The sequence below is a fragment of the Ruegeria sp. N8 genome, from assembly GCF_056531325.1.
This window is the reverse complement of record NZ_JBQFLQ010000004.1, coordinates 1-25,370: the sequence shown is the minus strand read 5'-3', so window position 1 is coordinate 25,370 and position 25,370 is coordinate 1. Positions and strand designations below refer to the sequence as shown.

Here is a 25,370-nt window from a genome sequence, read left to right as displayed (position 1 = left end):
GTTGCGCCCTCTATCCGTGTCGATGTCGTGTCAGACGTTGTTTGTCCATAGTGTGTGATTGGCTACCACCAGCTCGCCAAGGCCGCCCGCGACACAGGCGTCGAACTTGATATCCACTGGCACCCATTCGAGCTGAACCCTCAGATGACAGAAGGCGCAGAGAACCTGCGCGACCATCTGGTATCGAAATACGGGACCACGTTGGAAGGCTCGAACCAGGCGAGAGCCCGCCTGACCGAGATGGGCGCGGCACTGGGATTCACGTTCAATTACGCCGATGACATGCGGATGTATAACACCTTCCGCGCGCATCAATTGATTGACTGGGCAGCCGAGCAAGGCAAAGGCCGCGACATGAAGCAGGCCCTCTTTTCGGTGTTCTTTACACGTCGCGAAAACGTCTCTGATGTACAGGTTCTGGCCGAAGTGGCAGCAGGCATCGGGCTGAACCGAGCGGATGCGTTGGACATGTTGCAAAGCCAAGATCGAGCCAATCTCGTGCGCCAGAAAGAGCAATTCTGGATCAGCCAAGGTGTTCGGGGCGTGCCCGCAATGGTGTTCGACCAACGTCACCTTGTGACCAGCGCACAGGGCGAGCAAAAATACGCCCGCATCTTGCTGGATCTACAAGACGACAGGGCCGCGTAAAACCCGTGAATACCGGGCGCTTCCAGCGCAAAAACCCACGATCGGACGGGTGTTGCCCGGCATGCCACCGTTGAGAAACCATAGCGGGGGTTGCATGACGTAAGTCTCCGCGACAACCTTCCTCTTGTAGAAAAAACCTAGTCGGAGTGGCCGCATATCGGCCACTATAGCCTTTCAATCTTGAAGAGTTCCCAATTTATGGCACTGCATGACCACCCCATGTGGCGAAAGCCCCAACATCACCAGGACCTCGACCACGCACATGATCATGTCCACTGGGCCGAGCTGTTCTACGACCTGATTCATGTCGTGACGATCTTTCTGCTGGGCAACTACTTGTCGCATCATCTTGAGCTGCATGGTTTTCTTGTCTTCGCTGGGGTCTTCATCACGCTCTGGTACGCGTGGGGCGAACTCAGCATATTCAACTCGATCTACGTCAGCACTGACTTCTGGCACCGGCTGATTATGGCCGTGATGATCTGCACGGTGATGTTCATGGCAGCAGCGATCCCGGCTATTGAAGGAAAGGGTTGGGTTTTCTTCGCGTTAGGATTTGCAGCGAACCGGGCCATGATCGCGGCGCTGTACTACCGCGCTCGGCGGGCCAATTCATCAGGCGAGTCAATGTCCTCGGCGCAAATCCGCAATTTCTCGGTCTTTGCGGTAATCTTTGCGACTACAGCCTTTTTGCCCACACCTCTTGCTTACTGGGCGTTTGCCGCCGCAATGGTGGCTACACAGGCAATGTACATGATCCCCGGTGTAACAGTCCTGCGTTTCGAGAGGTTTGTCCCGCGCCTTGGTCATATGGCTGAGCGGTTTGCTCTGTTGACGTTGATCGTATTGGGGGAAGGGTTCTTCAAACTGGTCGTTACCCTGTCCGAAAAAGGAATTTACAAAGTATCGCCGGACGTATTGGTCAACTTCGTCATCGGCGGCGTCTCGATGTTCGTGATGTGTTGGGTCTATTTCGACTTTGTCGGCAATGCCAAACCAAAGGACAAAAAGGTATCGACGTTGGTCATCTGGTGGCTTGCGCACCTGATCTTGATGCTTTGCGGCGTCATGGTCGGCGTGGCTCTTGCTGCCGAGGTGAAAGTCGGATTTTGGGAACCATACCCAACAGAATATGCTGCCATTGGCTGTTTCGGACTTGCCGGTTACATCGCCATGCTGTGGGTGCTGCAAAACGTCATAGAACATCGTTTGGCAACGGATTTCGGGCGATGGGATGTGCGTGTATTCGGGATAGTGCTGGCAATCATCTGTTTCTTTGTCGTCCCACATGTCCCCTCCTCGGTTGGCAATCTGATCTGGGGGACAGCTTTGCTATCGCAAATCGCGATCCCCCTCACGCGCGCCTGGACGCAGTTTCGACATGAGTGAGGCAGTCACAAGTTCGGGCTATCTAAGAAGGAAAGTATATTGGTGGCTCGAGCGCCCGGACCGGGCGGCCATCGGTCCCTGGTTGCTTGAGATAGCACTGATTGCCCTAATCACGCTGAATGTGGCCGCCGTTATCCTAGAGACGGTCGATTCCATATACACCCGCTGGGGCCTGGCGCTGAACCTCTTTGAGGGTCTTTCTCTGTTCGTATTCGTGGTCGAATACTCGGCAAGGCTGTGGGTCGCCACCGAAAATCCAAAGTACAAATCGCGCGCTGCTTGGGCCGTTTCCCCGATCGCCATCATCGATTTACTAGCGATTTTACCTGCGCTGCTCTACTTGATCTTCCCGGTTGATCTGCGTCTACTCCGGACCTTCCGCATGCTGCGACTACTCAAACTTACTCGGTACTCGCCTGCACTCGGCATGCTGCTTGCTGTGTTTGAGGAAGAGGCCGGCGCATTCTTTGCAGGTTTCTTCATCCTGATGGTGATGCTGATCTTTGCGGCCAGTGGTGCTTGGCTGGCAGAGCACGAGGCGCAACCGGAGGCATTCGGCTCGATCCCAGCGGCGATGTGGTGGGCGATGGCAACGCTGACGACCGTTGGTTATGGCGACGTGACGCCCGTGACAGTTGCCGGTAAGGTCTTCGGCGCTGCGATCACGGTGATTGGCATTGGTATGGCTGCGTTGCCTGCAGGGATCATTGCCAGCGGCCTAAACGACCAGTTGCACCGCCGACGGGCCAGTCTGGAACGTGAATTTCGAAGGGCCTTGGAAGATGGCGATATCTGCGAAGCCGATGAGAAGGAAATCGACGCAGTTCGCAAGCAATTGGGTCTCTCGCGCCGCGCTGCAGATCATATCCGAAACCGCGTGCATGCCGAAACGATGCCACGGGTTGATCACTGTCCCACCTGCGGTCAGCCAACGAAGCAAAGTGACAAGCCCTGAACGGTCACTTCCGTTCGGCACGCGTCAGCTTGACCGCCCGAACAAGCTGTCAACCGTGTCTGAGATTTGTTTTGAAAACCGAGCCGTCAATTCACTGGCCTGCGTTTTGCCGTACATCCCACCAATCGCATTCATTGAAATGGCAAAATACTGCACTGCTCCGATCAATTGAAATACCCGGGCGCGCAGTTCGGTTTCACTTGCTTCTTGCCCGACCGGGGTATGACTGGCGATCTCAATCAAACTGTCCAGATAGACCTTCATCGGCCAAACTTTGGCATTCGTCTGAACGTCTAGTAACGCTCGAACAGTCAGCCGCGCGTCATCGGGCAGCGATAAGTTGGACGCCAGAAATCGATCAAAATAGGTCTTTAGGTGCATCACTGGATCGGGCTGTTTCGCCGCTTCGATTTCAGCAAATTGCCTGTTGGCGAGACCGGATAGAACCTCGGAATACAGCTTTTGCTTCGTTCCGAAGAAATGCAACAAGGCCTGTTTTGATACACCTGCTTCGCCGGCCAAAGCGGCAAGGCTTGCGCCATGATATCCGTGGGTTGCAAACTGTTTTGAGGCGACCGTCAAATAGCCTGCCCTGGGATCGTTTTGCCTATTCATGGAACGCTCTCCTTTTGTGACGCTAGGTATCAGATGAATTTTGGCTTACCAAGTGGTAAGAAGCTTACCGATTGGTAAGTGAGGACGGATTGATGGACAGACAAACAGAAATCGAACTGATAAAAGAGATCATCGGACTGGCCGATCAGAAATCGGCTTTCCTGGATGATGCGATCGCGCATTCCCCGATTTCACGCTACTCCAGCTCGGAACGATTCGAGCGTGAGCGGGCTATGATCTTCACGCGGCGCCCTGTTATCGTCGCGCAAAGCTCGGAGCTTGAAGTGCCTCGTGCTTTTCTGACCAAACGGTTTTTAGACTTGCCTGTTTTGCTGACACGCGACGAAAATGGGAATGTTCGTGCTTTCCTTAACGTTTGCCGTCACCGCGGCGCGAAATTGGAACGCGAGGCAAAGGGCTGCAAGCGAGTCTTTACTTGCCCCTACCACGCCTGGAGCTGGACCAACGAAGGTGAATTGCGTGCAGTGCCGCAAGAAGCGCAGGGTTTTCCCGACCTTCCACGTGCTGAGCGCGGCCTGCGTCGATTGCCCTGCGCCGAGAAAAATGGGTTCATTTGGATCGTTGCAGACCCAGATATCGCTGAGATGCCGGATATTGATGGCTGGTTTGCGGGGATCGGTGCGGAGCTGGATTGGATCGGGCTGGATCAGCACCGTATCGCCGCGATCGAAGAGATTGACATTAAGGCAAACTGGAAGTTGTTGATGGAAGGTGGAATGGAAGCTTATCACTTCCGGGTCGCCCACAAGAACACGATAGGTCCCTATTTCCCCGACAATCTGCTGACCTACCAGATGTTCGGTCCGCATACGCGCGCAATTCTGCCTCGGATTTCAATGCCAGATATGCGCGATACGCCCGAAGACAAGTGGGAAATACGACGGGATGCCAATATTGTGTATACCTTGATGTCAAACTCTCAGCTTTTAGTGCAACAGGACCATGTTATGTGGTTCCATTTCGAACCCATTGCCCATGACTTGACCCATGTCCGAATGGCAACGCTGGTTCCACGTGCCTTGCCAGATACGGAGGAGATGCAAGCACATTGGGACAAGAACCAAAAAATCACAGTGACAGCATTGATGGAGGATTTCGAATTGGGCGAAGAAATCCAATCCGGCTTTGCCTCGCGCGGCAACCCAAGCCATCTATTCGGACGTTTCGAAGGCGCGCTACACCGATTTAACGCGAGCGTCGAAGAAATGCTTGCAGGCTAAAAACCTTTGACCTTCTTGTTAGCGGCCTGGAAACTTACAGCTACACGGGCTTTGTGCAGTCGTTCGCTGCGGAATGGCGCAGTTTTGTCAATTAAAGGTACGCCAAGGGCTCGAACCGGACGCTACTGGCGTCGCAGAAAATGCCCTTGCCTATTTCGTCGCCGCCCAAAACGTCCCCGCATGCATGATGATATCAAAATGATGCACCTCGTCCTGCAGATCGAAACTCACCGAATGCCCGCCCTTGCGCAGCAGTTCCGCATAATCCCGGCTTTGACGGATGAATTCGGGCGTGTCGCGCTCACCCACAGTCACGCGATAGCGCGGACCGGGTGCGGGGAGGTGCAGGATGGGGGACAGGTCGTGCACTTCGACAGGGGTTAGTTGCAGAGGATCGTTGACGGGTGTCAGGCTGATTGGCTCCAGATCATAAACCCCGCTGATCAGGATCACATCGCGCACGCGCAGTCCCGCGCGGGCCAGCGCGTCGGCTGAGGTCGCCATAACCATCGCTGCCAGATGCGCCCCGGCGCTGTGACCAGACAGGGTGATCCGCGCTGGGTCAAACCCCAGATCACCGGCGTTAGCGGCCAGCCATAACAGGGCGGTGCGGCATTCCTCGATCATGTCGCCGATCCGCGCATCGGGGGCCAGAGTGTAGTTGAGGGTGGCAAAGGATTGCTCGGCCTCGATCATCGCCGGGGCCACCATGGCGGATTCACGCTGGCTGAGCGCCTGCCAATAGCCGCCGTGGATGAACACATGCAACGGTGCGCCTGTGCCTTTTGCGGGGAAGAAATCCAGCACCTGCGTAGGGCTGTCGCCGTAGCTAAGGTTCTCATGACAATCCAATTGCGCCCGGTGCTGCGCGCTGAGCGCCGCCCAGCTTTCGACATAGGGCGTCAGGTCGCCGCCAATCATCGAGCGCGGGGAATATTCCTGATCCAGTTCGGCCTGGGTGAAACCTCGGTACAGCATGGGCTACTCCTGATCCGCATACATCAATTCGGTGCGTACATCGTAGAGATCATGAAAGAACCGCAAATCCAAGGCTTTGCGCAGGAATGACACGCCGCTGGAGCCTCCGGTACCCGGTTGGTTTCCAATTACACGTTCGACCGCGGTGACATGGTCAAAGCGCCAGCGCTGGAACAGGGATTCCACGTCCATCAGTTTTTCGGCCAGCGCGTAGAGGTCCCAGTGCTTGTCCGTGTTGCGGAACACTTGCACCCACAGTTTCACAACGCGCGGATCGCCGGAATAGGGCTGCGCATAGTCTCGGTTCAACAGATCCTCGGGCACCTCAAATCCCTGCCGAGCCAGCATGAACAGAACCTCATCATAGAGGGATGGTTTGGTCAGCGCGGCGGTCAGTATCTGCATCACTTCGGGGTCATGGGCGTGCACTTTCAGGGTCGCGGCGTCCTTGTTGCCCAGAATAAACTCGATCTGACGATAGCCATAGCTTTGGAACCCTGATGAGCTGCCAAGCGCCTGCCGGAAGGTCATGTAATCGGCCGGGGTCATGGTCAGCAGGGTTTCCCACGCGGCGATCAACTGACGCTGGATTGCCTTCACCCGGTCCAGATTCTTCATCGCCGGGCCGAATTCGTCCTGTTGCAGAAAGTGGCGCACCTCGACCAGTTGGTGGTGCATCAATTTCAGCCACAGTTCGCTGACCTGATGGATGATGATGAACAACATCTCATCGGGTTGGGCCGGGTCCTGAAAGGTCTTTTGCAGGTTCAGAAGCGTCTTGAGCTGAAGGAAGTCGCCATAGCTCTTGCGGTGGGTCTGGGTGAAATCGGTTACAAGGGATGGTTCGATCCCACGTTCCAGATATCTGTCGGTCTTGTCGCTCATGACGCCCCCTTGATGCGGTATTTCGCACCTGTCTAAGGCGCCATTTTGCAACTATCCAGTGTGTCAGGTCCAGTCCAGCACCACCTTGCCCGATTGGCCGGACTTCATCGCGGCGAAGCCGTCGGCAAAGTCGTCGACTTTCATCTGGTGCGTGATCACTCGGCTGACATCCAGACCGTTCTGCAGCATGGCGATCATCTTGTACCAGGTTTCAAACATCTCACGGCCATAGACGCCTTTGATGGTGATCGCTTTGAACACGATGCGCGACCAGTCGACGGGCGATTTGCCGGGCGGAATCCCCAGCAGGGCGATCTTGCCGCCCATCACCAGTGCCTCGACCATCTGGTCCAGCGCGGCTTGCGAGCCCGACATTTCCAGCCCCACATCGAACCCCTGCGTCATACCAAGATCAGCGATAACATCTTGCAGGTCTTCATTCGAGACATCGACGCTGCGCACGGTTGGCACCACATGTTCGGCCAGTTTCAGGCGGTCGGGGTTGATATCGGTGATCACCACATGGCGCGCACCGGCATGGCGGGCCACGGCTGCCGCCATTATGCCGATGGGGCCAGCGCCGGTGATCAGAACATCCTCGCCCAGCAGATCAAAGCTGAGCGCGGTGTGAACGGCATTGCCCAGCGGATCGAGGATTGCCCCGATCTCATCCGGGATATCGTCGGGCAGCGGCACCACGTTAAAGGCGGGCAGTTTCAGGTATTGGGCAAAGGCACCCTGTTCGTTCACGCCAATTCCGCGCGTGCCAGGGTCCAGATGGAACTTGCCCGCGCGACTTTGGCGACTGTCATTGGTGATAAGATGCCCCTCGCCCGAGCATCTTTGACCGACTGCCAGACCGGTCACGTTGCGCCCCAATTCCACGATCTCACCGGCGAATTCATGGCCAGTGATCATCGGAACCGGCACCGTGGCCGAGGCCCATTCATCCCAGTTCCAGATATGAATGTCGGTGCCGCAGATGCCAGTCTTGTTGATGCGGATCAGAACTTCATCCGGGCCGATCTCAGGCACCGGGGCCTGTACCATCCACAGACCTTCCTTGGGTTTGGATTTCTCAAGCGCTTTCATGGTGTTGGGTCGCATTGGATTACTCCCACAAATCGGTCGACAGGTATTTCAACCCGCTGTCACACATCACAATCGCAACGCAGCCGCCCTTTTCTAGGCCACGCAGCAGCTGGATCGCGCCGGCAAGGTTGGCACCCGCCGAATAGCCAGCGAAAATGCCTTCGGTTCGGGCCAGCAACCGCGCCCCACCCCGCGCCGCGTCGCCTGACACGGACAGATGCCCGGCCAATGAGATGCCGTTCAGGTGAACCAGATCATCCATTGCGTATCCGCCACCTTGGATTGGGTGATCGGGGTTTGTGATGGCTTCGCCAGCGATGGCCCGCGCGCCTTCGGGTTCCACGGCATAGCAGCGCACGCCATGCGGCGTCAGATAGGCGGCGGCCCCGGCCAGAGTACCGCCAGAGCCCGCAAAATCGCAAAAGGCTGTGACGGTGCCGCCGGATTGCTCCCAGATTTCGGGTCCAGTGCCGGTTGCGTGGGATTTGGGATTGCCGGAATGTCCGAATTGATCGGCCCGGAAGGCGTTACGCTCGGCCGTGATGCGTTGTGCGGTCTCATCCACCAGTGCCAGATCAGCGCCCGATACCTCGCCGGGTTTGCTGCCCTGGGCTTGCGGCACGATCACAACTTCTGCCCCAAGGGCGCGCATCATCCGCGCCCGTTCGACCGAGTTTCCGGCGCTCATCACCGCTACAAAAGGATGCCTCAGAATTCCGCAGACAATCGCCAGCCCGGTGCCCATATTGCCCGAGGTCAGCTCGACCACCGTCTGCCCCGGTGACAGGGTGCCATCCGCGCGGGCCAGTTCGATGATCGACCTTGCGGCGCGATCCTTTTTCGAGAACCCCGGCAACAGGTATTCCAGCTTGGCCAGAATGCGGCCCTCCAGACCTAGGTGCTGACAGACGCGCGACAGGTCAACAAGCGGTGTATTCCCAATCGCGTCGATGACAGAGGGCAGGATCACGAAATCACTCCTAGTTCCTTGCCGACCTTGCCAAACGCGGCCAAGGCGCGGTCCAACTCGTCGCGGGTCAGCGCCGCGTTCATTTGTGTTCTGATCCGCGCCTGTCCGCGCGGGACGACCGGGAAGAAAAAGCCCGAGACATATACGCCCTCGTCAAACAGCCTGTTGGCCATGTCCTGCGCCAGCGTCGCCTCGCCCAGCATCACCGGGATGATCGGGTGTTCGCCAGGCAGCAGGTCAAAGCCCAGTTTTTCCAGACCTTCCCGCCAGTATTTGGCGTTGCCGAACAGTTGGGCGCGCAGCATGTCGCCTTGTTCGACCAGACGGATCGCTTCAAGCCCGGCGGCGACGATTGAAGGCGGCAGCGAGTTCGAGAACAGATAGGGCCGCGCCCGCTGCCGCAGCAGGTCGATCACTGGCTGCGGCCCGGCGATATAACCGCCGATTGCCCCCCCAAGTGCCTTGCCCAAAGTTCCCGTCAGAATGTCCACATCGACGCCGAAATGATCCGGCGTGCCGGCACCGTTCGGCCCCATGAAGCCGGTGGCGTGGCAGTCATCGACCATGACGATTGCGTCATACATATCGGCCAGTTCACGGATTTTTGGCAAGTTGGCCAGATAGCCATCCATGGAAAACACGCCGTCGGTGGCGATCATGATATGCCGCGCCCCATCCGCGCGCGCCTGTTTCAGCCACGCCTCCAGATCGTTCATATCGTTGTTTATGTAGCGATAGCGCTTGGCCTTGCACAGCCGTACCCCGTCGATGATCGAAGCGTGGTTCAGACTATCCGAGATGATGGCGTCCTCAGGACCCAGTAGCGGCTCGAACAGCCCGCCATTCGCATCGAAACAAGCTGCAAACAAGATCGCATCATCCTTGTTCAGGAACTGCGCCAGCTTCTGTTCCAGCTCGCGGTGGATGTCTTGTGTACCGCAGATGAACCGGACCGAGGCCATGCCGAACCCTTTGGGGCCCATCGCACCAACGGCGGCGTCGATCAGCGCAGGGTGATCGGCAAGACCCAGATAGTTATTGGCGCACAAGTTTATGACCTGCTTGTCGCCCACCGTAATCTCACCGCCCTGAGGCGAGGTGATCATGCGTTCGCGTTTATACAGACCCTCGGATTCGATCTGCGAAAGCGTGTCCGTGATGTGTGATAGGAATGCATTTGCCATCTGGGCCTCCATAGCTCCCCGGTGTCTAGCATAGCGGATGCATTTCCGAAATAGAAGAATTACAGTATTACGGAAAATTTTCTTACATTGCGGATTGAAGGAAGCTTTAAGTGATAACTTTTTGCTGAACTCAATGTGATCCACTTTTTTCCACGCCGCGTATTCATTTGCATATCAACTGGGAGGGAAACGATATGACTAAGATCTCAACAGTCGCGGCATTGGCTCTGATGTTCGGTGCAACAGCGGCTTTCGCAGGGCCTGGCAATGGCAACACCGGTGGTGGTAACAGTGGGCTTGCTCAGTCGATGGCCGGGGCTGTTTCAGGTGGCGCGGCCACGCTCGGTCGGGACTTTGGAAGCAAAGGCAAAGGCACTGCTTCGGCGGTGAGCGGCGGCGGAAATGGCGGCTGGGGCAATATTGGAAGCAGTCTCAGCAGCATTACCGGTACAGACGGTCAGGTGTCCAACCGTGGAGGAACCCGCGGCGCAAACGACCTACCCGACGAGTAATAATTTATCAATCCGGACTGGCCGCCTGTTCAGGCGGCCGGTCGATCCTATAGACCGGTTTTCACAATTAGAAAAACGCGTGCCGGTCCATTATGTGCAATGATCGAGTGCGCAACATCCGCTGCATAACGCCCTGTGTCGCCTTGATGCAGAACCTCAGTTGCGGTGCCTGATTCAATCTCGACCGATCCCATCAAAACAGTCAAATGTTCACGAGAGCCTTTTGCATGCGGTTGGCTGATCAGTTTTCCGTCCGGCTCGAACCAGATATCGTACACTTCGTGCCCACCGGCATCTTCTGGCGGGGAGAGGATGCCGATCCGACAGCCATACCCCATATTGTCGATACTGGGCACATCCGACTGTTTCAGTACTTCAATTGTGTCGCCCTGAACCTCTTCATCCAAAAGCCCGGCAAAGTCTACATTCAGCGCACGTGTCAGGTTCCACAATGTCGCAATGGTGGGGCTGCTTTCCCCGCGTTCGATCTGGCTGACCATGGAGCGGGACACGCCACTGAGGTTGGCGACGGCCTCAAGCGACAGGCCTTTGGCGCGGCGCGCTTCTTTCAGGCGGGCAGGCAGGCGTGTCAGGATATCGTCTGTGGTTTCCGTCATTACGGAAACTCATGCGCCTTTGGAGGAGCGATGTCAATTCTGCTTGTGACGGTACGTCGTATAGGACAGCTACGCTGCAGGACGTAATAGTGCCGCCAGACCCAAGAGGAGATGAGATATGAAAGACATCGTTATTCTGGATGGTGCCCGCACCGCGGTTGGTACGTTTGGCGGGGCACTGGCCTCGACCGCGCCGATTGATCTGGCGACCGTTGTGACTGAGGCCGCGATGGAGAAGTCGGGCGTCGAAGGTGGTCAGATCGGCAATGTTGTGTTCGGCCATGTGATCAACACAGAACCGCGTGATATGTATCTGTCTCGGGCCGCTGCCAAACAGGCGGGAATTCCGGTCGAAACGCCTGCGATGAACGTGAACCGACTATGCGGTTCGGGTGCGCAGGCGATTGTGTCGGCAGTGCAGTCGCTGAAGTTGGGTGATGCAGATTTTGCTGTGGCCGGTGGTGCCGAAAGCATGTCGCGCAGCCCCTATATCCTACAGCAGGCGCGCTGGGGTGCAAAAATGGGCGATATCAAGTCGCTGGACATGATGCTGGGTGCGCTGAATTGTCCGTTTGGCACTGGTCATATGGGTGTCACGGCTGAGAACGTCGCGGATGAGCACCAGGTCACGCGCGAGCAGATGGATGAGTTCGCCTTGACCAGCCAGACCCGTGCTGCTGCGGCGATTGAGGCTGGGTACTTCCAGAGCCAGATCACGCCGGTTCAGGTCAAAGTCAAGCGCGACATGGTCGATTTCATGGTCGACGAGCATCCCAAGACGACCTCAATCGAGGCGCTGGCAGGTCTGCGCCCGGCGTTCAAGAAGGATGGTCGGGTGACGGCGGGCAATGCGTCGGGCATCAACGACGGTGCGGCGGCGATGGTTCTGGCCACGGCTGATGCTGCTGAAAAGGCGGGTCTGAAGCCCAAGGCGCGTATTCTAGGCTATGGCCACGCCGGTGTGCGCCCTGAGGTGATGGGTATTGGTCCGGTGCCTGCGGTGCAGAACCTGTTGGCCCGAACGGGTCTGTCGATCGAAGATTTCGATGTGATCGAAAGCAATGAAGCCTTCGCCTCGCAGGCGCTGGCGGTGAACAAGGAACTGGGTCTGGACGCGACCAAGGTGAACCCGAATGGCGGCGCGATTGCGCTGGGCCACCCGGTGGGGGCAACCGGGGCGATCATCACGCTGAAAGCGCTGTATGAGCTGGAACGCATCGGCGGCTCGAAAGGCCTGGTGACCATGTGTATTGGCGGCGGTCAAGGTATCGCCATTGCATTCGAACTGCTCTGATCTGAGACCGTGTCGGGGGGCTGTCTGCCCCCCTTCGCGCCTTTGGGCGCGAATCCCCCCGAGGATATTTTCAGCCAGATGAAGGGCGGATCGGTTTTAGCTGAGCACCGAAAGAATCAGCACGATGGCTGCGCCTGCGGCGGCTCCGATCGTTGCAGGAAGCGCCGCGGACCAGAAGCGAGCAGACTTGGGGTCGTCTTTTTGGGTTTGGGCGATCAGCGCGTTTTCGACCAGCGCAGGCAGACGAGGGCCGAAACGGGCAAGGACCAGTGCAGTTTTGCTGAAATCGCGCAGGGCGGCACGGGGGCCGATGGATTTCTTGATGTAATCCTCGACCACGGGGCGGGCGACTTCCCAGATGTTAACCTGCGGGTCGAGCGAACGGGCCACGCCTTCGACGACGACCATTGTACGTTGCAGCAGGATAAGTTCGGTGCGGGTTTCCATGCCGAAGCGTTCGGTGACTTCGAACAGGTAATTCAGCAGGCGGCCCATCGAGATATGGGTGGCGTCCATGCCGAAGATGGGCTCTCCGACTGCGCGCAGGGCGCGGGCGAACTCGTCGACATCTTGATTGGCGGGGACATAGCCCGCTTCGAAATGCACCTCGGCAACTCGTTTGTAGTCGCGGCGAATAAAGCCAAAGAGGATTTCGGCGTAAACCCGGCGGGTATATTCGTCGATATGCCCCATGATGCCGTAGTCATAGGCGATGATATCGCCATTGGCCGCGACCTTGAGGTTGCCTTGATGCATGTCGGCGTGGAAATAGCCGTCTCGAAGCGCATGCAACAGGAAAAGCCGCAGGACGCGTTCGCCCAGATCGCGACGGTTATGATTGGCGGCGTCCAAGGCGTCATTGTCGCCCAACGGGATACCGTCCGCCCAGCTAAGGGTCATGACCCTGCGGGCAGAGAGCGACCAAACCACCGGAGGCAGCCAGAACCCGGAATCATCTTTGGTGTTGGCCGCGTATTCCGAGGCTGCGGCGCTTTCCAGACGCAGGTCCAGTTCGCCCCGCACGACACCGTCGAAATGTTCGATCACCTCCATCGGGCGCAAGCGGCGTGCACCGGGGGCGAACAGCTGCACGATGCGGGCGGCGAAATAGAAGGCGTCCACATCCTTGCGGAAGGCGCGTTCGATGCCGGGGCGCAGGACTTTGACGGCGACATTCTCACCGTTACTAGACAGCTTGGCCTTGTGAACCTGCGCGATGGAAGCCGCGGCGATGGGTTCGCTGAATTCCGAAAACACCTCATCCACGGGTTGGCCCAGTTCTTTGGCGACTTCGGCCATGGCTTCATCGCGGGAAAATGGGGGCAGTTTGTCTTGCAGCACGCGCAATTGGGCGGCCAGTTCATTGCCAACCACGTCAGGGCGGGTCGAAAGCACCTGACCGAATTTGATATAAGCCGGACCCAGCGCCGTCAGGGCGCGGGTGGCGGGGGGCATGTCGGGGTCGCCCTTGTAGCCCAGCCATTGAAAAGGTTTGCCCAGAGCGTGGGCTACAAAGCGAAGCGCAGGCGGAGCCTCGAACGCGTCCAGCACCACGCTCATGGCGCCCGTGCGCTCCAGCGTGGCGCCTGTGCGGATCAGGCGGATGATGTTGTGAGGGCCGCGCATTTAGATCTTCCAACCGGAATGCAGCGCGGCGATACCCATGCTGAGATTGCGGTATTTGGCGTTTTCGAACCCGGCCGCGCGGACCATGCCCAGAAACGTTTCCTGATCGGGGAATTTGCGGATCGACTCGACCAGATATTGATAGCTGTCGTAGTCATTGGCGATCAGCTTGCCCATGCGCGGGATGACGTTGAAGCTGTAGAGGTCATAGAGCTTTTGCAGCCCGTCATTTGGCAACTGGCTGAACTCCAGTACCATCAGGCGGCCGCCGGGTTTCAGCACACGGTAGGCTTCGTTCAGTGCCTCTTGCGGGCGGGTCACATTTCTGATGCCGAAGGAAATCGTGTAGACGTCGAAGGTGTTGTCCTCGAAGGGCAGGGACATGGCGTCGCCCACCACCCAGTTCAGGCTGTCGGCCATCTGATCTGCTTCGGCGCGTTGGCGGCCTTCGACCAGCATCGGCTCGGTCAGGTCCAGAACGGTGGCGTGGCCGTGCCCCGCGCGCTTGAGGAAACGAAAGGAAATGTCTCCGGTACCGCCCGCGACATCCAGAAGGCGCTGACCGGGGCGCGGAGCCAGCCAGTCCATCATCGCGTCTTTCCAGACCCGATGGATCCCCATCGACATGACATCGTTCATCACGTCATATTTCGAGGCAACCGAGTTGAACACGCCTTGCACACGCCCGGCCTTTTCAGCCTCGCGTACGGTTTCGAACCCGAAATGAGTGGTCTTGTCGCTGTTGTCGGACATAAGCCTTGCCGTTCGTCGAATTTCGCCTCTGTTATAGGGCCATAAGAGGCGGGCACAATGCGGCCCTTTGGAATAGGAGCCATCTAATGCCCGAATTGCCCGAGGTCGAGACAGTAAGACGCGGTTTGACCCCGGCGATGGAGGGGGTGGTGATCGAACGCGCAGATGTGAACCGTCCCGATCTGCGCTGGCCCTTCCCCGACCGTATGGCCGAGCGGCTGACGGGGCAGCGGATAGATCGGTTGCGGCGGCGGTCAAAATACATTCTGGCCGATCTTTCCAGCGGCGAGACCTTGCTGATTCATCTGGGCATGTCGGGGCGGATGACGGTCTCGGGCGATCCGTTGGGTCAGTTCGTGCATGATCATCCTGCGGCGCAAAAACATGACCATGTGGTCTTTCACATGGCTAATGGTGCGCGCGTCACCTTTAACGACCCGCGCCGGTTCGGGGCGATGGACCTGTTGCCCACCGCGAATGCCGAGGCGCATAAGCTGCTCTCGGTTCTGGGGCCGGAACCCTTGGGCAATGACTTTCACGAGCAGCACCTGATTGATGCGTTCATGGGCAAGAACACCCCTGTCAAATCCGCACTGCTGGATCAGGGAATCGTTGCCGGATTAGGGAATATCTATGTCTGCGAGGCGCTTTATCGCGGCAGAGTGTCGCCACGTCGCAAAGCTGGGAAAATTTCGACGCCGCGTGTTGCAGCACTGGTCCCGATTATCCGGCAGGTCCTGCAAGATGCCATTCAGGCTGGCGGGTCGTCCCTGCGTGATTTCCGCCAAGCCGATGGAGAACTTGGATATTTTCAGCACAGCTTTGATGTCTACGGGCGCGAAGGCGAACCCTGCCGCACCGAAGGCTGCGGCGCGCCGATCAAGAGAATCACCCAGTCCGGTCGCTCATCCTTCTATTGCGCGCAATGCCAAAGATAACTTGATCCAGCTTTTGCGCGTGATAATGAATCGTATCTGAACGGAACAACCGGAAGCTTACACCTCATGGCTTTTGAGACGATCATCGTCGAAATCGAAGACCACGTCGCTCTTATCAAGCTGGACAGACCCGATGCCCTGAACGCGCTGAATTCGCAGCTTATCGGCGAATTGTGCGCGGCATTGGAAGATGCCGATAGCAATGACAAGGTGCGCTGCATCGTCATCACCGGCTCGGACAAGGCATTTGCTGCAGGCGCGGACATCAAGGAAATGTCCACGATGAGCTTTGTCGACGTCTACACTACGAATCTGTTTGCGGATCTGAACGACCGCATGACGGCCATCCGCAAGCCGATCATTGCAGCCGTGGCAGGCTATGCGTTGGGCGGTGGGTGTGAACTGGCGATGCTATGCGATTTCATCATCGCCGCGGACAGCGCCAAGTTCGGCCAGCCCGAGATCAATCTGGGCGTGATCGCAGGTTTGGGCGGCAGCCAGCGACTGACCCGCTTCGTGGGCAAGTCCAAGTCGATGGACATGAACCTGACCGGTCGGTTCATGGACGCGGACGAGGCAGAACGAGCCGGTCTTGTCAGCCGCGTGGTGCCGGCCAAGAAACTTCTAGAAGAGGCGATGGCCGCGGCACAGAAGATCGCAGAGAAATCTCAGCTGAGTGCAATGGCCGCGAAAGAGGCGGTCAACCGCAGCTACGAACTGACGCTGAGCGAGGGGATGCTGTTCGAACGCCGCGTCTTCCATTCGATGTTTGCGACTGAAGATCAAAAAGAGGGTATGGCTGCGTTTCTTGAAAAACGCGCCGCGCAATTCCGCGACAAGTAAGCGGGCGGCATATCGGATCAGGCGGGCAGGGCCCGCCTTTTTTTCATGTCTGATATGCGGCTACAAGAATCTGCTTGGCAAACCCCGGCAGTTTGGATAGTAAGCGCCGCTATACATGCGCGTGCGGCCCGCTTGGCCCGACTCACACTCGTGATTTCTGATCCGGTGCGGATAATTCCGTGGCGCGCAACCCTAGATAACCGTACCGAACAAAGGTCAGAGACACATGGCTAACTCGCCCCAGGCAAAGAAACGCGCACGTCAGAACGAAAAGCGTTTTGCAATCAACAAAGCACGCCGTTCGCGCATCCGCACTTACCTGCGCAAAGTCGAAGAAGCGATCGCTTCCGGAGACAAGGACGCAGCAACTGCTGCCCTGCGCGCAGCACAACCCGAACTGATGCGCGGCGTCACCAAAGGCGTTTTCCACAAAAACACCGCATCGCGTAAAATGTCGCGGCTGTCGGCCCGCGTCAAAGCGCTGGGCTGAGTCGCACAGTGACCGCTGGTGACCTTAGGTCACGTAAGCAAGACTGATCTATTTAAAGGGCGTCGCGCAGTGCGGCGCCCTTTCTGCTGTTGCCAGAATACCGCGTCCTCACGAAACCGAGAGATTCTTTCGCCCCCAGACCCGAGTCAATATCAGAGTTTCGTTGCCCCGAGCGTCACCCTCTTGCTACCACTGTTTTAGCGATTCACTCGCTTGGGGGGACAGGCTGTTTCACCGACCGGACTGACGGGCATCAGGATGGTCAGGGAACAATTGTCGGCAACCGGTTGCACCGGATTGCCGGTCTGCTGTGGGACTTGGCGCACCAAGAACCTAGGCCCTGTCGAAAATTGAGATTGCGAGCTACGACCCGGTTTTCGGGGCGATCCGGTTATGGAACGTCTGCGAAATTGGTCTGTGCAGGCTTTCTGGGACGAAGGCGCTGAACTTTGCGGGTTCGGCGGGTGGGTATCCTTTTGCGAGTGAGCGTCAGAACCGGGCAACCGGACACATTAATAAGGCCGACAGGCCAATAAAGAATGGGATGCGTGAGGCGCTGAATGACACAAGAGAAATGGGGACTACTGCAAAACAATTTGCTCAAGGCAATCGGCAAGAACAATTACACGACCTGGATTGAACCTCTGCAATTCCAAGAAGTTCAGGATGGCGTCGCGGTGTTCTCGGTGCCGACGAACTTTATGGGCAATTACGTCAGCCAGAATTTTGCCGACCTGATTCTGTATGAGATGAATACATCCGGGGAATCCGTTCAGCGTCTGGCCTTTAGGGTCGCGGCCAACTCGCCTGCGCGCCCTTCGGTCGAAGCTACACCTGCGGTCGAAGTCCCGCAGGATGAGCTTCTGTCGCAGCAGGCCGCCGTCGGAAACGAGGCGCTTGAGTCCCTGCAAGCTGCTCCACTGGATACCCGTTTTACCTTTGATACGTTTGTTGTCGGCAAACCCAACGAATTGGCCCATGCCGCCGCGCGCCGCGTGTCCGAAGGCGGTCCGGTGACCTTCAACCCGCTGGTTCTGTATGGTGGTGTTGGTCTGGGTAAAACCCACCTGATGCACGCCATTGCGTGGGAGTTGAAGACCAAGCGCCCTGATCTGAACGTGCTGTACCTGTCAGCAGAACAGTTCATGTATCGTTTCGTTCAGGCCCTGCGCGAACGCCGGATGATGGATTTCAAACACCTGTTCCGCTCGGTCGACGTGCTGATGGTTGATGACGTGCAGTTCATCGCAGGCAAGGATTCCACGCAGGAAGAGTTCTTTCACACCTTCAACGCGCTGGTGGATCAGAACAAACAGATCATCATCTCGGCCGACCGTGCGCCGGGTGAGATCAAGGATCTGGAAGACCGTGTCAAATCGCGCCTGCAATGTGGTCTGGTTGTGGATCTGCATCCCACTGACTATGAGCTGCGTCTGGGCATTTTGCAGAACAAGGTACAGCACTATAGCGCCACCTATCCCGACCTGCAGATCGCTGATGGCGTGCTGGAATTTCTGGCCCACCGCATCTCGACCAATGTGCGGGTGCTGGAAGGTGCGCTGACCCGTCTGTTTGCTTTTGCCTCGCTGGTAGGTCGCGAGATCGATATGGAACTGACGCAGGATTGTCTGGCTGACGTGCTGCGTGCCTCAGAGCGCAAGATCACCGTCGAGGAGATTCAGCGCAAAGTGTCCGAATACTACAACATCCGTCTGTCGGATATCATCGGCCCCAAGCGCTTGCGGTCTTATGCTCGCCCGCGTCAGGTGGCGATGTACCTGTGCAAGCAGTTGACCAGCCGCTCGCTGCCCGAGATCGGGCGTCGGTTTGGCGGGCGCGACCACACGACCGTTATGCATGGTGTGAAGCGCATCGAAGAGCTGAAGACCACCGACGGTCAAATCGCCGAAGACGTGGAAATGCTGCGCCGCGCTCTGGAGGCGTAGGACGTATCTTCAGAAAACAGGAAAACGCCCCGGCGCCTCACATCCGGGGCGTTTTCTTGTGCGATAAACTCCACGGTTGATTGGGAACTGTGCTCAAGCGGCCACGTGGCCCTTGACCCTTTGGGCAATCCGACTCAGAAATCCATAAAAAATCCTTGTGCCTCAGGGTGGAACCGCTAACGTGCCAGTCCCGCCCCTATCGGCACGCAAGTCAGAGGAATTGAGGGTATGAAGATCAGCATCGAACGCGGCACCCTTCTCAAGGCCGTTTCGCAGGCCCAATCCGTTGTGGAGCGTCGCAACACCATTCCGATACTGGCCAATGTGCTGATCGAGGCCGAAGGTGATCAGGCCATGTTCCGGGCCACCGATCTGGATATCGAGGTGGTCGACAAGGCCCCTGCGCAGGTAGAACGCGCGGGCGCGACCACAGTGGCCGCCACCACCTTGCATGAAATTGTGCGGAAACTGCCCGATGGCGCGCTGGTTACGCTGACAGCTGAAAGCGCCGCAGGGCGTCTGACGGTCGAGGCCGGGCGGTCGAACTTCTCGCTGGCGACGCTGCCGAAAGAGGATTTCCCGGTGATGGCGTCCTCGGAATATCAATCGAACTTTACAGCCTCTGCGGCGCTGCTGCGGCGGCTGTTCGACAAGTCGAAATTTGCAATCTCGACGGAAGAGACGCGCTATTATCTGAACGGCGTCTATATGCATGTGGCCGACGGGTCAGATGGCGGCAAGGTGCTGCGCTGTGTGGCCACCGATGGGCATCGTCTGGCGCGCATCGATGCGGACTTGCCTGATGGGGCGGCAGACATGCCGGGCGTGATCGTACCACGTAAAACCGTAGGTGAGCTGCGCAAGCTGCTGGACGATGACGAGATGGACATCGCTGTCTCGGTCAGCGAGACGAAAGTGCGTTTTGCTACTCCCGATATCACGCTGACTTCCAAGGTGATCGACGGCACCTTCCCCGACTACACTCGTGTTATTCCGCAAGGCAACACGCGCCAGTTGGAAGTGGATGCCGCCGAGTTCGCTCAGGCTGTGGACCGGGTGGCGACCGTCTCGTCCGAACGCTCGCGCGCGGTGAAGTTGCAGTTGGATACGGATAAACTGGTTTTGTCGGTCAATGCGCCCGATAGCGGTGCGGCTGAGGAAGAACTGGCCGTGGCATATGGCGATGAGCGGCTGGAGATCGGGTTCAACGCGAAATACCTGCTGGAGATTGCGTCTCAAGTGGATCGCGAGAATGCGGTGTTCCTGTTCAATTCGGCCGGTGATCCAACCCTGATGCGCGAGGGCAATGACCAAAGCGCGGTTTATGTTGTCATGCCGATGCGCGTCTAGTCGCGCTGGCGCGCGATGCCTCCGGCGGAGGTATTTTTGAACAGAAGAAGGGAGGGGTCATGGGATTGGCCCTGACCGAGCTTACGGTCTCGCATTTTAGGTCTCATAAGCTGGCGCGTTTGTCTCTGGATGGGCGGCCGGTGGCGATCCATGGGCCGAACGGGGCCGGGAAGACCAATATTCTGGAAGCGGTGTCGTTGTTTTCGCCCGGTCGCGGCATGCGGAGGGCGAGTGCCGCTGAGATGACGCGACGACCCGAAGCGCTGGGGTGGAAGCTGTCAGGCCTGCTGAACGCACAGGGGCAAGGCTATGAGATCGAGACATGGTCCGAAGGGGGCGCTGCGCGGCAGGTTCGGATTGATGACAAGGCGGCCAGTCAGATTGATCTGGGCAAGCTGGCGCGCGTGGTCTGGCTGATCCCGTCGATGGATCGACTGTGGATCGAAGGGGCTGAGGGGCGACGGCGGTTTCTGGATCGTATTGCGCTGAGTTTTGATCCCGCCCATGCCGAGGCTTCACTGACCTATGAAAAGGCAATGCGCGAACGCAACCGCCTGCTGAAAGAGCAGGTGCGAGATGCCCATTGGTATGCCGCGTTAGAAGGGCAGATGGCCGAGACCGGGCACCGCATCCATGTGACGCGTTTGGCGGCCTTAGAGCATTTGCGCGGAGCGCAGGAGCAAGCTGAAACCGCGTTTCCCTCGGCTGATCTGGAATTGGTGCAGTCTGAGGGTGCGATGCCGGGTACGGTTGAGGATCTGCGTGAGGCGCTGAATGAAAGCCGGTTTCGCGATCTGGCGGCGGGGCGGACCTTGGTGGGGCCGCATCGATCGGACCTGTACGGTGTCTTCGCGGCCAAGGGTGTTCCGGCCAAGGATTGCTCGACCGGAGAGCAAAAGGCCCTGCTGGTCTCGCTGATCCTGTCGAATGCGCGGGCGCTGGCGGGGATGGTGGGTGCACCGCCGATTGTGCTGCTGGATGAGGTGGCCGCCCATCTGGATGCCGGACGGCGAGCGGCGCTCTATGACGAGATTTGCGCCTTGGGTGCGCAGGCCTGGATGACGGGCACCGGGCCTGAGCTGTTTGTGGAATTGGGCGACCGGGCCCAGACGTTGGTTGTGACCGAAAGCGACGGGGCCTCGGTCGTCGCTTAGGCAGGTTCGCTGACCTTGCGTTCCCACAGGAAGCCGCGCATCACCTGATCGACCGGGGTTTGCGCCATGTGATTCATGTAGTTCGACATGGTTTTCTGAGCCAGACCCAGCACCACGTCCAGCACCGCGCGGTGCGAGTAACCTGCGTCAAAGAAGGCTTGCAGCTGTTCCTCGCTCGGGTTGCCGCGGCTTTGCATCACTTGCAGGGTGAAGGTGCGCAGTGCCTCAAGCTTGGCGGACGGCAGCGGGGTTTCGTTGCGCAGCGCCTCGGTGATTTCGTCCGAGACCTTCATCATCTTGGCGATGCCGGTATGGGCGGGCACGCAGTAGTGGCATTCGTTTTCCACGTTGATGGTCTGCCATACGACGGTTTTCTCGTCATTGTCGAAATCGGTTTGCAGAAACAGGTGGTGCAGCATCTGGTAAGCTTCCAGGTGCTGGGGGCTTTCGGCCATCACCTTGTGCAGGCCGGGCAGGCGCCCAAATGCGGCCTGCGACTTTTCCAGCAGCGGTTTGGACCCTTCGGGCGCTGTTTCGAGGTCATGAGAGGGGAAGTTTGCCATGTCAAAGCTCCTGTTTCTGGCGAAGTGAATCACATTTAGGCTTTCTTGAGTGATCACTCAAGTATATATTTGAGCAAACGTTCAAGAATTGGTGACGGCGATGCCAAGAAAACCCTCATACGACCGGGATGCGCTGATTGCGCAGGCGCGGGATATATTCTGGCGACAGGGGTGGGCCGGCACGTCGCTGAAAGATCTAGAACGCGCGCTGAACCTGAAACCCGGCAGTTTTTATGCCGCATTCGGGTCGAAGGATGCGCTTTACGCACTGACGTTAGAGCGATACGCGCAGGACGGCGTAGCGCGTCTGATGGCAATGGCCGATGAGATGGGTCCGTTGCGGGCACTAAAAGCGCAACCGCATGTGGTGATCGACGCGGGTGCTGTGCCGACGCATGCCTGTATGCTGGCCAAGACCTATGCGGAATTGCAGGCCAAAGGTCATGAGTTGGCGGACAAGGCGAGTGGCCACATGGTCGAGATGAAAGAGTGTTTCGCCACGCTCTTCCGTCGTGCCCAGCAAGCCGGAGAGATCGGGCCGGATCACGACCCGGATCGGCTGGCTGCACGGTATCAGTCGGACATTCTGGGCCTGCGATTGTCCGCCGAACGCAACGATGTGAATGCCGCAGAAATCGCCGCAGATATCGCGTCGGATTTGGACCGGCTTTGATCGGCCGAAAACGGCGGAGAAAACCACAAAATCTTGGGGGAGCGCGTGACATTCCCCACCAGAAAACGTATAAGTTACCAAAATAATATAGGTACTAACGGCATGTCCGACGACGCACAGGCACCACAGGAATACGGCGCTGATTCCATTAAAGTTCTCAAAGGCTTAGAAGCTGTTCGCAAACGTCCCGGTATGTATATCGGGGATACGGATGATGGCTCGGGTCTGCACCATATGGTGTATGAGGTCGTCGACAACGGAATTGATGAGGCGCTGGCCGGTCACGCCGACCATGTAACCGTAAAAATCCACGCCGATTCCAGTGTTTCAGTCAGCGACAATGGGCGCGGGATTCCGGTGGATATTCACCCCGAAGAGGGTGTGTCCGCCGCTGAGGTCATCATGACCCAACTGCACGCGGGCGGTAAGTTTGACAGCAACTCGTACAAGGTGTCGGGCGGTCTGCACGGCGTGGGTGTCTCGGTGGTGAACGCCCTTTCCGATTGGCTAGAGCTGCGCGTCTGGCGCAACGGCAAGGAACATGTGGCGCGCTTTGAAGGTGGCGAGACAGCAGAGCATCTGAAAGTGGTTCAGGAGTGTGGTGAACGGACCGGGACCGAAGTGCGGTTTCTGGCCTCGACCGATACATTCTCGAACCTCGAATATTCGTTCGATACGCTAGAAAAGCGCTTGCGTGAGCTGGCCTTCCTGAACTCGGGCGTTCGGATCATCCTGATCGACGAGCGCCCCGCCGAACGGCTGGAAACCGAGCTGTTCTATGAGGGCGGTGTTAAAGAATTCGTCAAATACCTCGACCGGTCCAAGACACCAGCGATGCCTGAGCCGATCTATATCAAGGGTGAACGCGACGACATCGGCGTGGAAATCGCCATGTGGTGGAATGACAGCTATCACGAGACGGTCCTGCCTTTCACCAACAACATCCCTCAGCGGGACGGCGGCACGCATGTGGCCGGGTTCCGGGGTGCTTTGACCCGGACGATCAACAATTACGCGCAGTCCAGCGGGATCGCGAAGAAGGAAAAGGTCAGCTTCACCGGCGATGACGCGCGCGAAGGTCTGACCTGCGTGTTGTCGGTTAAAGTACCTGATCCGAAATTCTCATCCCAGACCAAGGACAAGCTGGTGTCGTCCGAGGTGCGCCCAGCGGTCGAAGGCTTGATGAACGAAAAGCTGGCCGAGTGGTTCGAAGAGAACCCGAATGAGGCCAAGGGGATCGTCGGCAAGATCATCGAGGCCGCTTTAGCCCGTGAAGCCGCCCGCAAAGCCCGCGAACTGACCCGCCGCAAGACGGCGATGGATGTGAACTATTTGGCCGGTAAGCTGAAGGACTGTTCCGAGAAAGATCCGTCTAAGACTGAAGTTTTCCTCGTCGAGGGTGACTCGGCCGGTGGTTCCGCCCAGACGGGTCGGGACCGTCTCACTCAGGCCGTACTGCCGTTGCGTGGTAAGATCCTGAACGTCGAGCGCGCGCGGTTTGACCGGATGTTGTCATCTCAGGAAATTGGCAACCTCGTGATGGCGCTGGGCACCGGCATTGGTCGGGACGAGTTCAACATCGAAAAGCTGCGCTACCACAAGATCGTCATCATGACGGATGCCGATGTGGACGGCGCGCATATTCGGACTCTGCTGTTGACCTTCTTCTACCGGCAAATGCCAGAGCTTATCGAAGGTGGATACCTTTATATCGCGCAGCCACCGCTCTATAAGGTTTCGCGTGGTAAATCAGAGGTTTACCTGAAGGATCAGGCAGCTCTGGATGACTACCTGATCAATCAAGGGGTCGAGGGCGCGGTGCTGAAGCTGGGCTCGGGCGAGGAAATCATCGGGCAGGACCTGACTCGCGTGGTCGATGAAGCGCGTCAGTTGAAACGTGTTTTGGACGCCTTCCCAACCCACTACCCGCGTCACATTCTGGAACAGGCTGCGGTGGCAGGTGCCTTTGTGCCCGGTGCGGTCGATGCCGACCTGCAAGGCGTCGCGGACAAGGTGGCCGCTCGTCTGGACCTGATCGCGCTGGAATATGAACGCGGCTGGCAGGGCCGGATCACACAGGATCACGGCATTCGTCTGGCCCGCATCCTGCGCGGCGTCGAGGAGGTCCGTACACTGGACGGCCCCATGCTGCGGTCTGGCGAGGCGCGCAAAACCGGCAGCTTCACGCAAAGCCTGCAAGAGGTCTACAACACCCCCGCCACCCTGATCCGCCGCGACCGGACGCAGGCCATCCACGGCCCGCTGGACCTGTTGCGCGCCATTCTGGAAGAAGGCGAAAAGGGCCTGTCTCTGCAGCGCTACAAGGGTCTGGGCGAAATGAACCCTGATCAGCTGTGGGAAACCACGCTGGACCCGGATGCACGTACACTGTTGCAGGTCCGCGTGGATGACATGGTCGAGGCGGATGACCTGTTCACCAAACTGATGGGCGATGTAGTCGAACCGCGCCGAGAATTCATCCAGCAAAATGCGCTAAGCGTGGAAAATCTGGATTTCTAGGGATGTGTAGGGACGCGCACAAACCTTCACGCACCCCATAAGTTGTCCGCCATCAGCACCCATGGAACAGACTAGGTTGATTGCGTAGCGGAGGATTTCAGGCTCATCGTAACCATCAGAGAGTGGAGATGAGA

At 57.9% G+C, this 25,370-nt stretch carries 24 protein-coding genes; 14 read left to right on the top strand and 10 right to left on the bottom strand.

Annotation, left to right across the window (positions count from 1 at the left end; translation table 11 throughout):
* The first annotated feature begins 54 nt into the window (after positions 1-54).
* From ACR0C5_RS09915 to ACR0C5_RS09905, 3 genes are all read left to right on the top strand, one after another.
* On the top strand, positions 55-648 hold the full coding sequence (locus ACR0C5_RS09915) for a DsbA family oxidoreductase (RefSeq protein WP_480876249.1): 594 nt from the start codon (positions 55-57) through the stop codon (positions 646-648).
* Positions 649-846: 198 nt separating this feature from the next.
* Entirely contained in the window at positions 847-2,037 is a 1,191-nt protein-coding gene (locus ACR0C5_RS09910; RefSeq protein ID WP_480876247.1) for a low temperature requirement protein A, read from the top strand.
* Entirely contained in the window at positions 2,030-2,992 is a 963-nt protein-coding gene (locus ACR0C5_RS09905; RefSeq protein ID WP_480876245.1) for an ion transporter, read from the top strand. The genes ACR0C5_RS09910 and ACR0C5_RS09905 overlap by 8 nt, the downstream gene beginning before the upstream one ends.
* Positions 2,993-3,016: 24 nt before the next feature.
* On the opposite strand, the gene ACR0C5_RS09900 is transcribed toward ACR0C5_RS09905, so the two are convergent.
* Positions 3,017-3,574 carry a TetR/AcrR family transcriptional regulator gene (locus ACR0C5_RS09900; RefSeq protein WP_480876243.1) on the bottom strand — a complete coding sequence of 186 codons (558 nt, stop codon included), beginning with the start codon at positions 3,572-3,574 and terminating at the stop codon, positions 3,017-3,019.
* Positions 3,575-3,699: 125 nt separating this feature from the next.
* Here ACR0C5_RS09900 and ACR0C5_RS09895 point away from each other — a divergent pair, with 125 nt between their 5' ends.
* Positions 3,700-4,848: an aromatic ring-hydroxylating oxygenase subunit alpha gene (locus ACR0C5_RS09895; protein WP_480876241.1), complete on the top strand. Its 1,149-nt coding sequence runs from the start codon at positions 3,700-3,702 to the stop codon at positions 4,846-4,848.
* 150 nt (positions 4,849-4,998) lie between these two features.
* Here ACR0C5_RS09895 and ACR0C5_RS09890 read toward each other — a convergent pair whose 3' ends face one another.
* The 5 genes from ACR0C5_RS09890 to ACR0C5_RS09870 all read right to left on the bottom strand — a co-directional run bounded on the left by ACR0C5_RS09890 (position 4,999) and on the right by ACR0C5_RS09870 (position 9,957).
* Positions 4,999-5,826, bottom strand: coding sequence for an alpha/beta hydrolase (locus tag ACR0C5_RS09890; RefSeq protein WP_480876239.1), 828 nt, complete (start codon positions 5,824-5,826; stop codon positions 4,999-5,001).
* Between the two features lie 3 nt (positions 5,827-5,829).
* Positions 5,830-6,711, bottom strand: a complete 882-nt coding sequence (locus ACR0C5_RS09885; protein WP_480876237.1) for a tryptophan 2,3-dioxygenase — start codon at positions 6,709-6,711, stop codon at positions 5,830-5,832.
* A 63-nt stretch (positions 6,712-6,774) separates the two neighbouring features.
* The gene (tdh, locus tag ACR0C5_RS09880) at positions 6,775-7,803 is read right to left on the bottom strand and encodes an L-threonine 3-dehydrogenase (RefSeq protein WP_480504269.1); all 1,029 of its coding nucleotides are present in this window, start codon (positions 7,801-7,803) and stop codon (positions 6,775-6,777) included.
* Between the two features lie 19 nt (positions 7,804-7,822).
* Complete coding sequence (locus ACR0C5_RS09875) at positions 7,823-8,773, bottom strand: PLP-dependent cysteine synthase family protein (RefSeq protein WP_480876236.1); 951 nt, start codon at positions 8,771-8,773, stop codon at positions 7,823-7,825.
* Positions 8,770-9,957: a glycine C-acetyltransferase gene (locus tag ACR0C5_RS09870; protein WP_170770927.1), complete on the bottom strand. Its 1,188-nt coding sequence runs from the start codon at positions 9,955-9,957 to the stop codon at positions 8,770-8,772. Before ACR0C5_RS09870 ends, ACR0C5_RS09875 begins: the two co-directional genes overlap by 4 nt.
* A gap of 194 nt (positions 9,958-10,151) precedes the next feature.
* On the opposite strand from ACR0C5_RS09870, the gene ACR0C5_RS09865 reads away from it, so the two are divergent.
* Complete coding sequence (locus ACR0C5_RS09865; protein WP_170770925.1) at positions 10,152-10,469, top strand: hypothetical protein; 318 nt, start codon at positions 10,152-10,154, stop codon at positions 10,467-10,469.
* A 47-nt stretch (positions 10,470-10,516) separates the two neighbouring features.
* Here ACR0C5_RS09865 and ACR0C5_RS09860 read toward each other — a convergent pair whose 3' ends face one another.
* Positions 10,517-11,086 carry an XRE family transcriptional regulator gene (locus tag ACR0C5_RS09860; RefSeq protein WP_170770923.1) on the bottom strand — a complete coding sequence of 190 codons (570 nt, stop codon included), beginning with the start codon at positions 11,084-11,086 and terminating at the stop codon, positions 10,517-10,519.
* A 118-nt stretch (positions 11,087-11,204) separates the two neighbouring features.
* Here ACR0C5_RS09860 and ACR0C5_RS09855 point away from each other — a divergent pair, with 118 nt between their 5' ends.
* A complete protein-coding gene (locus tag ACR0C5_RS09855) occupies positions 11,205-12,380 on the top strand; it encodes an acetyl-CoA C-acyltransferase family protein (RefSeq protein WP_170770921.1) in 1,176 nt (391 codons plus the stop codon).
* Positions 12,381-12,476: 96 nt separating this feature from the next.
* Here ACR0C5_RS09855 and ubiB read toward each other — a convergent pair whose 3' ends face one another.
* Positions 12,477-14,006, bottom strand: a complete 1,530-nt coding sequence (gene ubiB, locus ACR0C5_RS09850) for a 2-polyprenylphenol 6-hydroxylase (RefSeq protein WP_170790067.1) — start codon at positions 14,004-14,006, stop codon at positions 12,477-12,479.
* Positions 14,007-14,759: a bifunctional demethylmenaquinone methyltransferase/2-methoxy-6-polyprenyl-1,4-benzoquinol methylase UbiE gene (gene ubiE / locus ACR0C5_RS09845; RefSeq protein WP_480551709.1), complete on the bottom strand. Its 753-nt coding sequence runs from the start codon at positions 14,757-14,759 to the stop codon at positions 14,007-14,009.
* 86 nt (positions 14,760-14,845) lie between these two features.
* Between ubiE and mutM the strand changes: the two genes are divergently transcribed.
* The 6 genes from mutM to recF all read left to right on the top strand — a co-directional run bounded on the left by mutM (position 14,846) and on the right by recF (position 21,480).
* The gene (gene mutM, locus ACR0C5_RS09840; RefSeq protein ID WP_170786465.1) at positions 14,846-15,697 is read left to right on the top strand and encodes a bifunctional DNA-formamidopyrimidine glycosylase/DNA-(apurinic or apyrimidinic site) lyase; all 852 of its coding nucleotides are present in this window, start codon (positions 14,846-14,848) and stop codon (positions 15,695-15,697) included.
* A 66-nt stretch (positions 15,698-15,763) separates the two neighbouring features.
* Entirely contained in the window at positions 15,764-16,540 is a 777-nt protein-coding gene (locus tag ACR0C5_RS09835; protein ID WP_170790064.1) for an enoyl-CoA hydratase, read from the top strand.
* A gap of 226 nt (positions 16,541-16,766) precedes the next feature.
* Positions 16,767-17,030, top strand: coding sequence for a 30S ribosomal protein S20 (gene rpsT / locus ACR0C5_RS09830; RefSeq protein ID WP_170351928.1), 264 nt, complete (start codon positions 16,767-16,769; stop codon positions 17,028-17,030).
* A gap of 560 nt (positions 17,031-17,590) precedes the next feature.
* Complete coding sequence (dnaA, locus tag ACR0C5_RS09825) at positions 17,591-18,976, top strand: chromosomal replication initiator protein DnaA (RefSeq protein ID WP_170770912.1); 1,386 nt, start codon at positions 17,591-17,593, stop codon at positions 18,974-18,976.
* A gap of 228 nt (positions 18,977-19,204) precedes the next feature.
* Positions 19,205-20,326: a DNA polymerase III subunit beta gene (dnaN, locus tag ACR0C5_RS09820; RefSeq protein ID WP_480876232.1), complete on the top strand. Its 1,122-nt coding sequence runs from the start codon at positions 19,205-19,207 to the stop codon at positions 20,324-20,326.
* A gap of 59 nt (positions 20,327-20,385) precedes the next feature.
* Complete coding sequence (gene recF / locus ACR0C5_RS09815; protein WP_480876230.1) at positions 20,386-21,480, top strand: DNA replication/repair protein RecF; 1,095 nt, start codon at positions 20,386-20,388, stop codon at positions 21,478-21,480.
* On the opposite strand, the gene ACR0C5_RS09810 is transcribed toward recF, so the two are convergent.
* Complete coding sequence (locus tag ACR0C5_RS09810) at positions 21,477-22,043, bottom strand: carboxymuconolactone decarboxylase family protein (RefSeq protein ID WP_170786474.1); 567 nt, start codon at positions 22,041-22,043, stop codon at positions 21,477-21,479. The genes recF and ACR0C5_RS09810 overlap by 4 nt on opposite strands.
* Before the next feature lie 100 nt (positions 22,044-22,143).
* Between ACR0C5_RS09810 and ACR0C5_RS09805 the strand changes: the two genes are divergently transcribed.
* The gene (locus tag ACR0C5_RS09805) at positions 22,144-22,716 is read left to right on the top strand and encodes a TetR/AcrR family transcriptional regulator (RefSeq protein ID WP_480876228.1); all 573 of its coding nucleotides are present in this window, start codon (positions 22,144-22,146) and stop codon (positions 22,714-22,716) included.
* A gap of 102 nt (positions 22,717-22,818) precedes the next feature.
* The gene (gyrB, locus tag ACR0C5_RS09800) at positions 22,819-25,236 is read left to right on the top strand and encodes a DNA topoisomerase (ATP-hydrolyzing) subunit B (protein ID WP_170770902.1); all 2,418 of its coding nucleotides are present in this window, start codon (positions 22,819-22,821) and stop codon (positions 25,234-25,236) included.
* Positions 25,237-25,370: the final 134 nt, after the last annotated feature.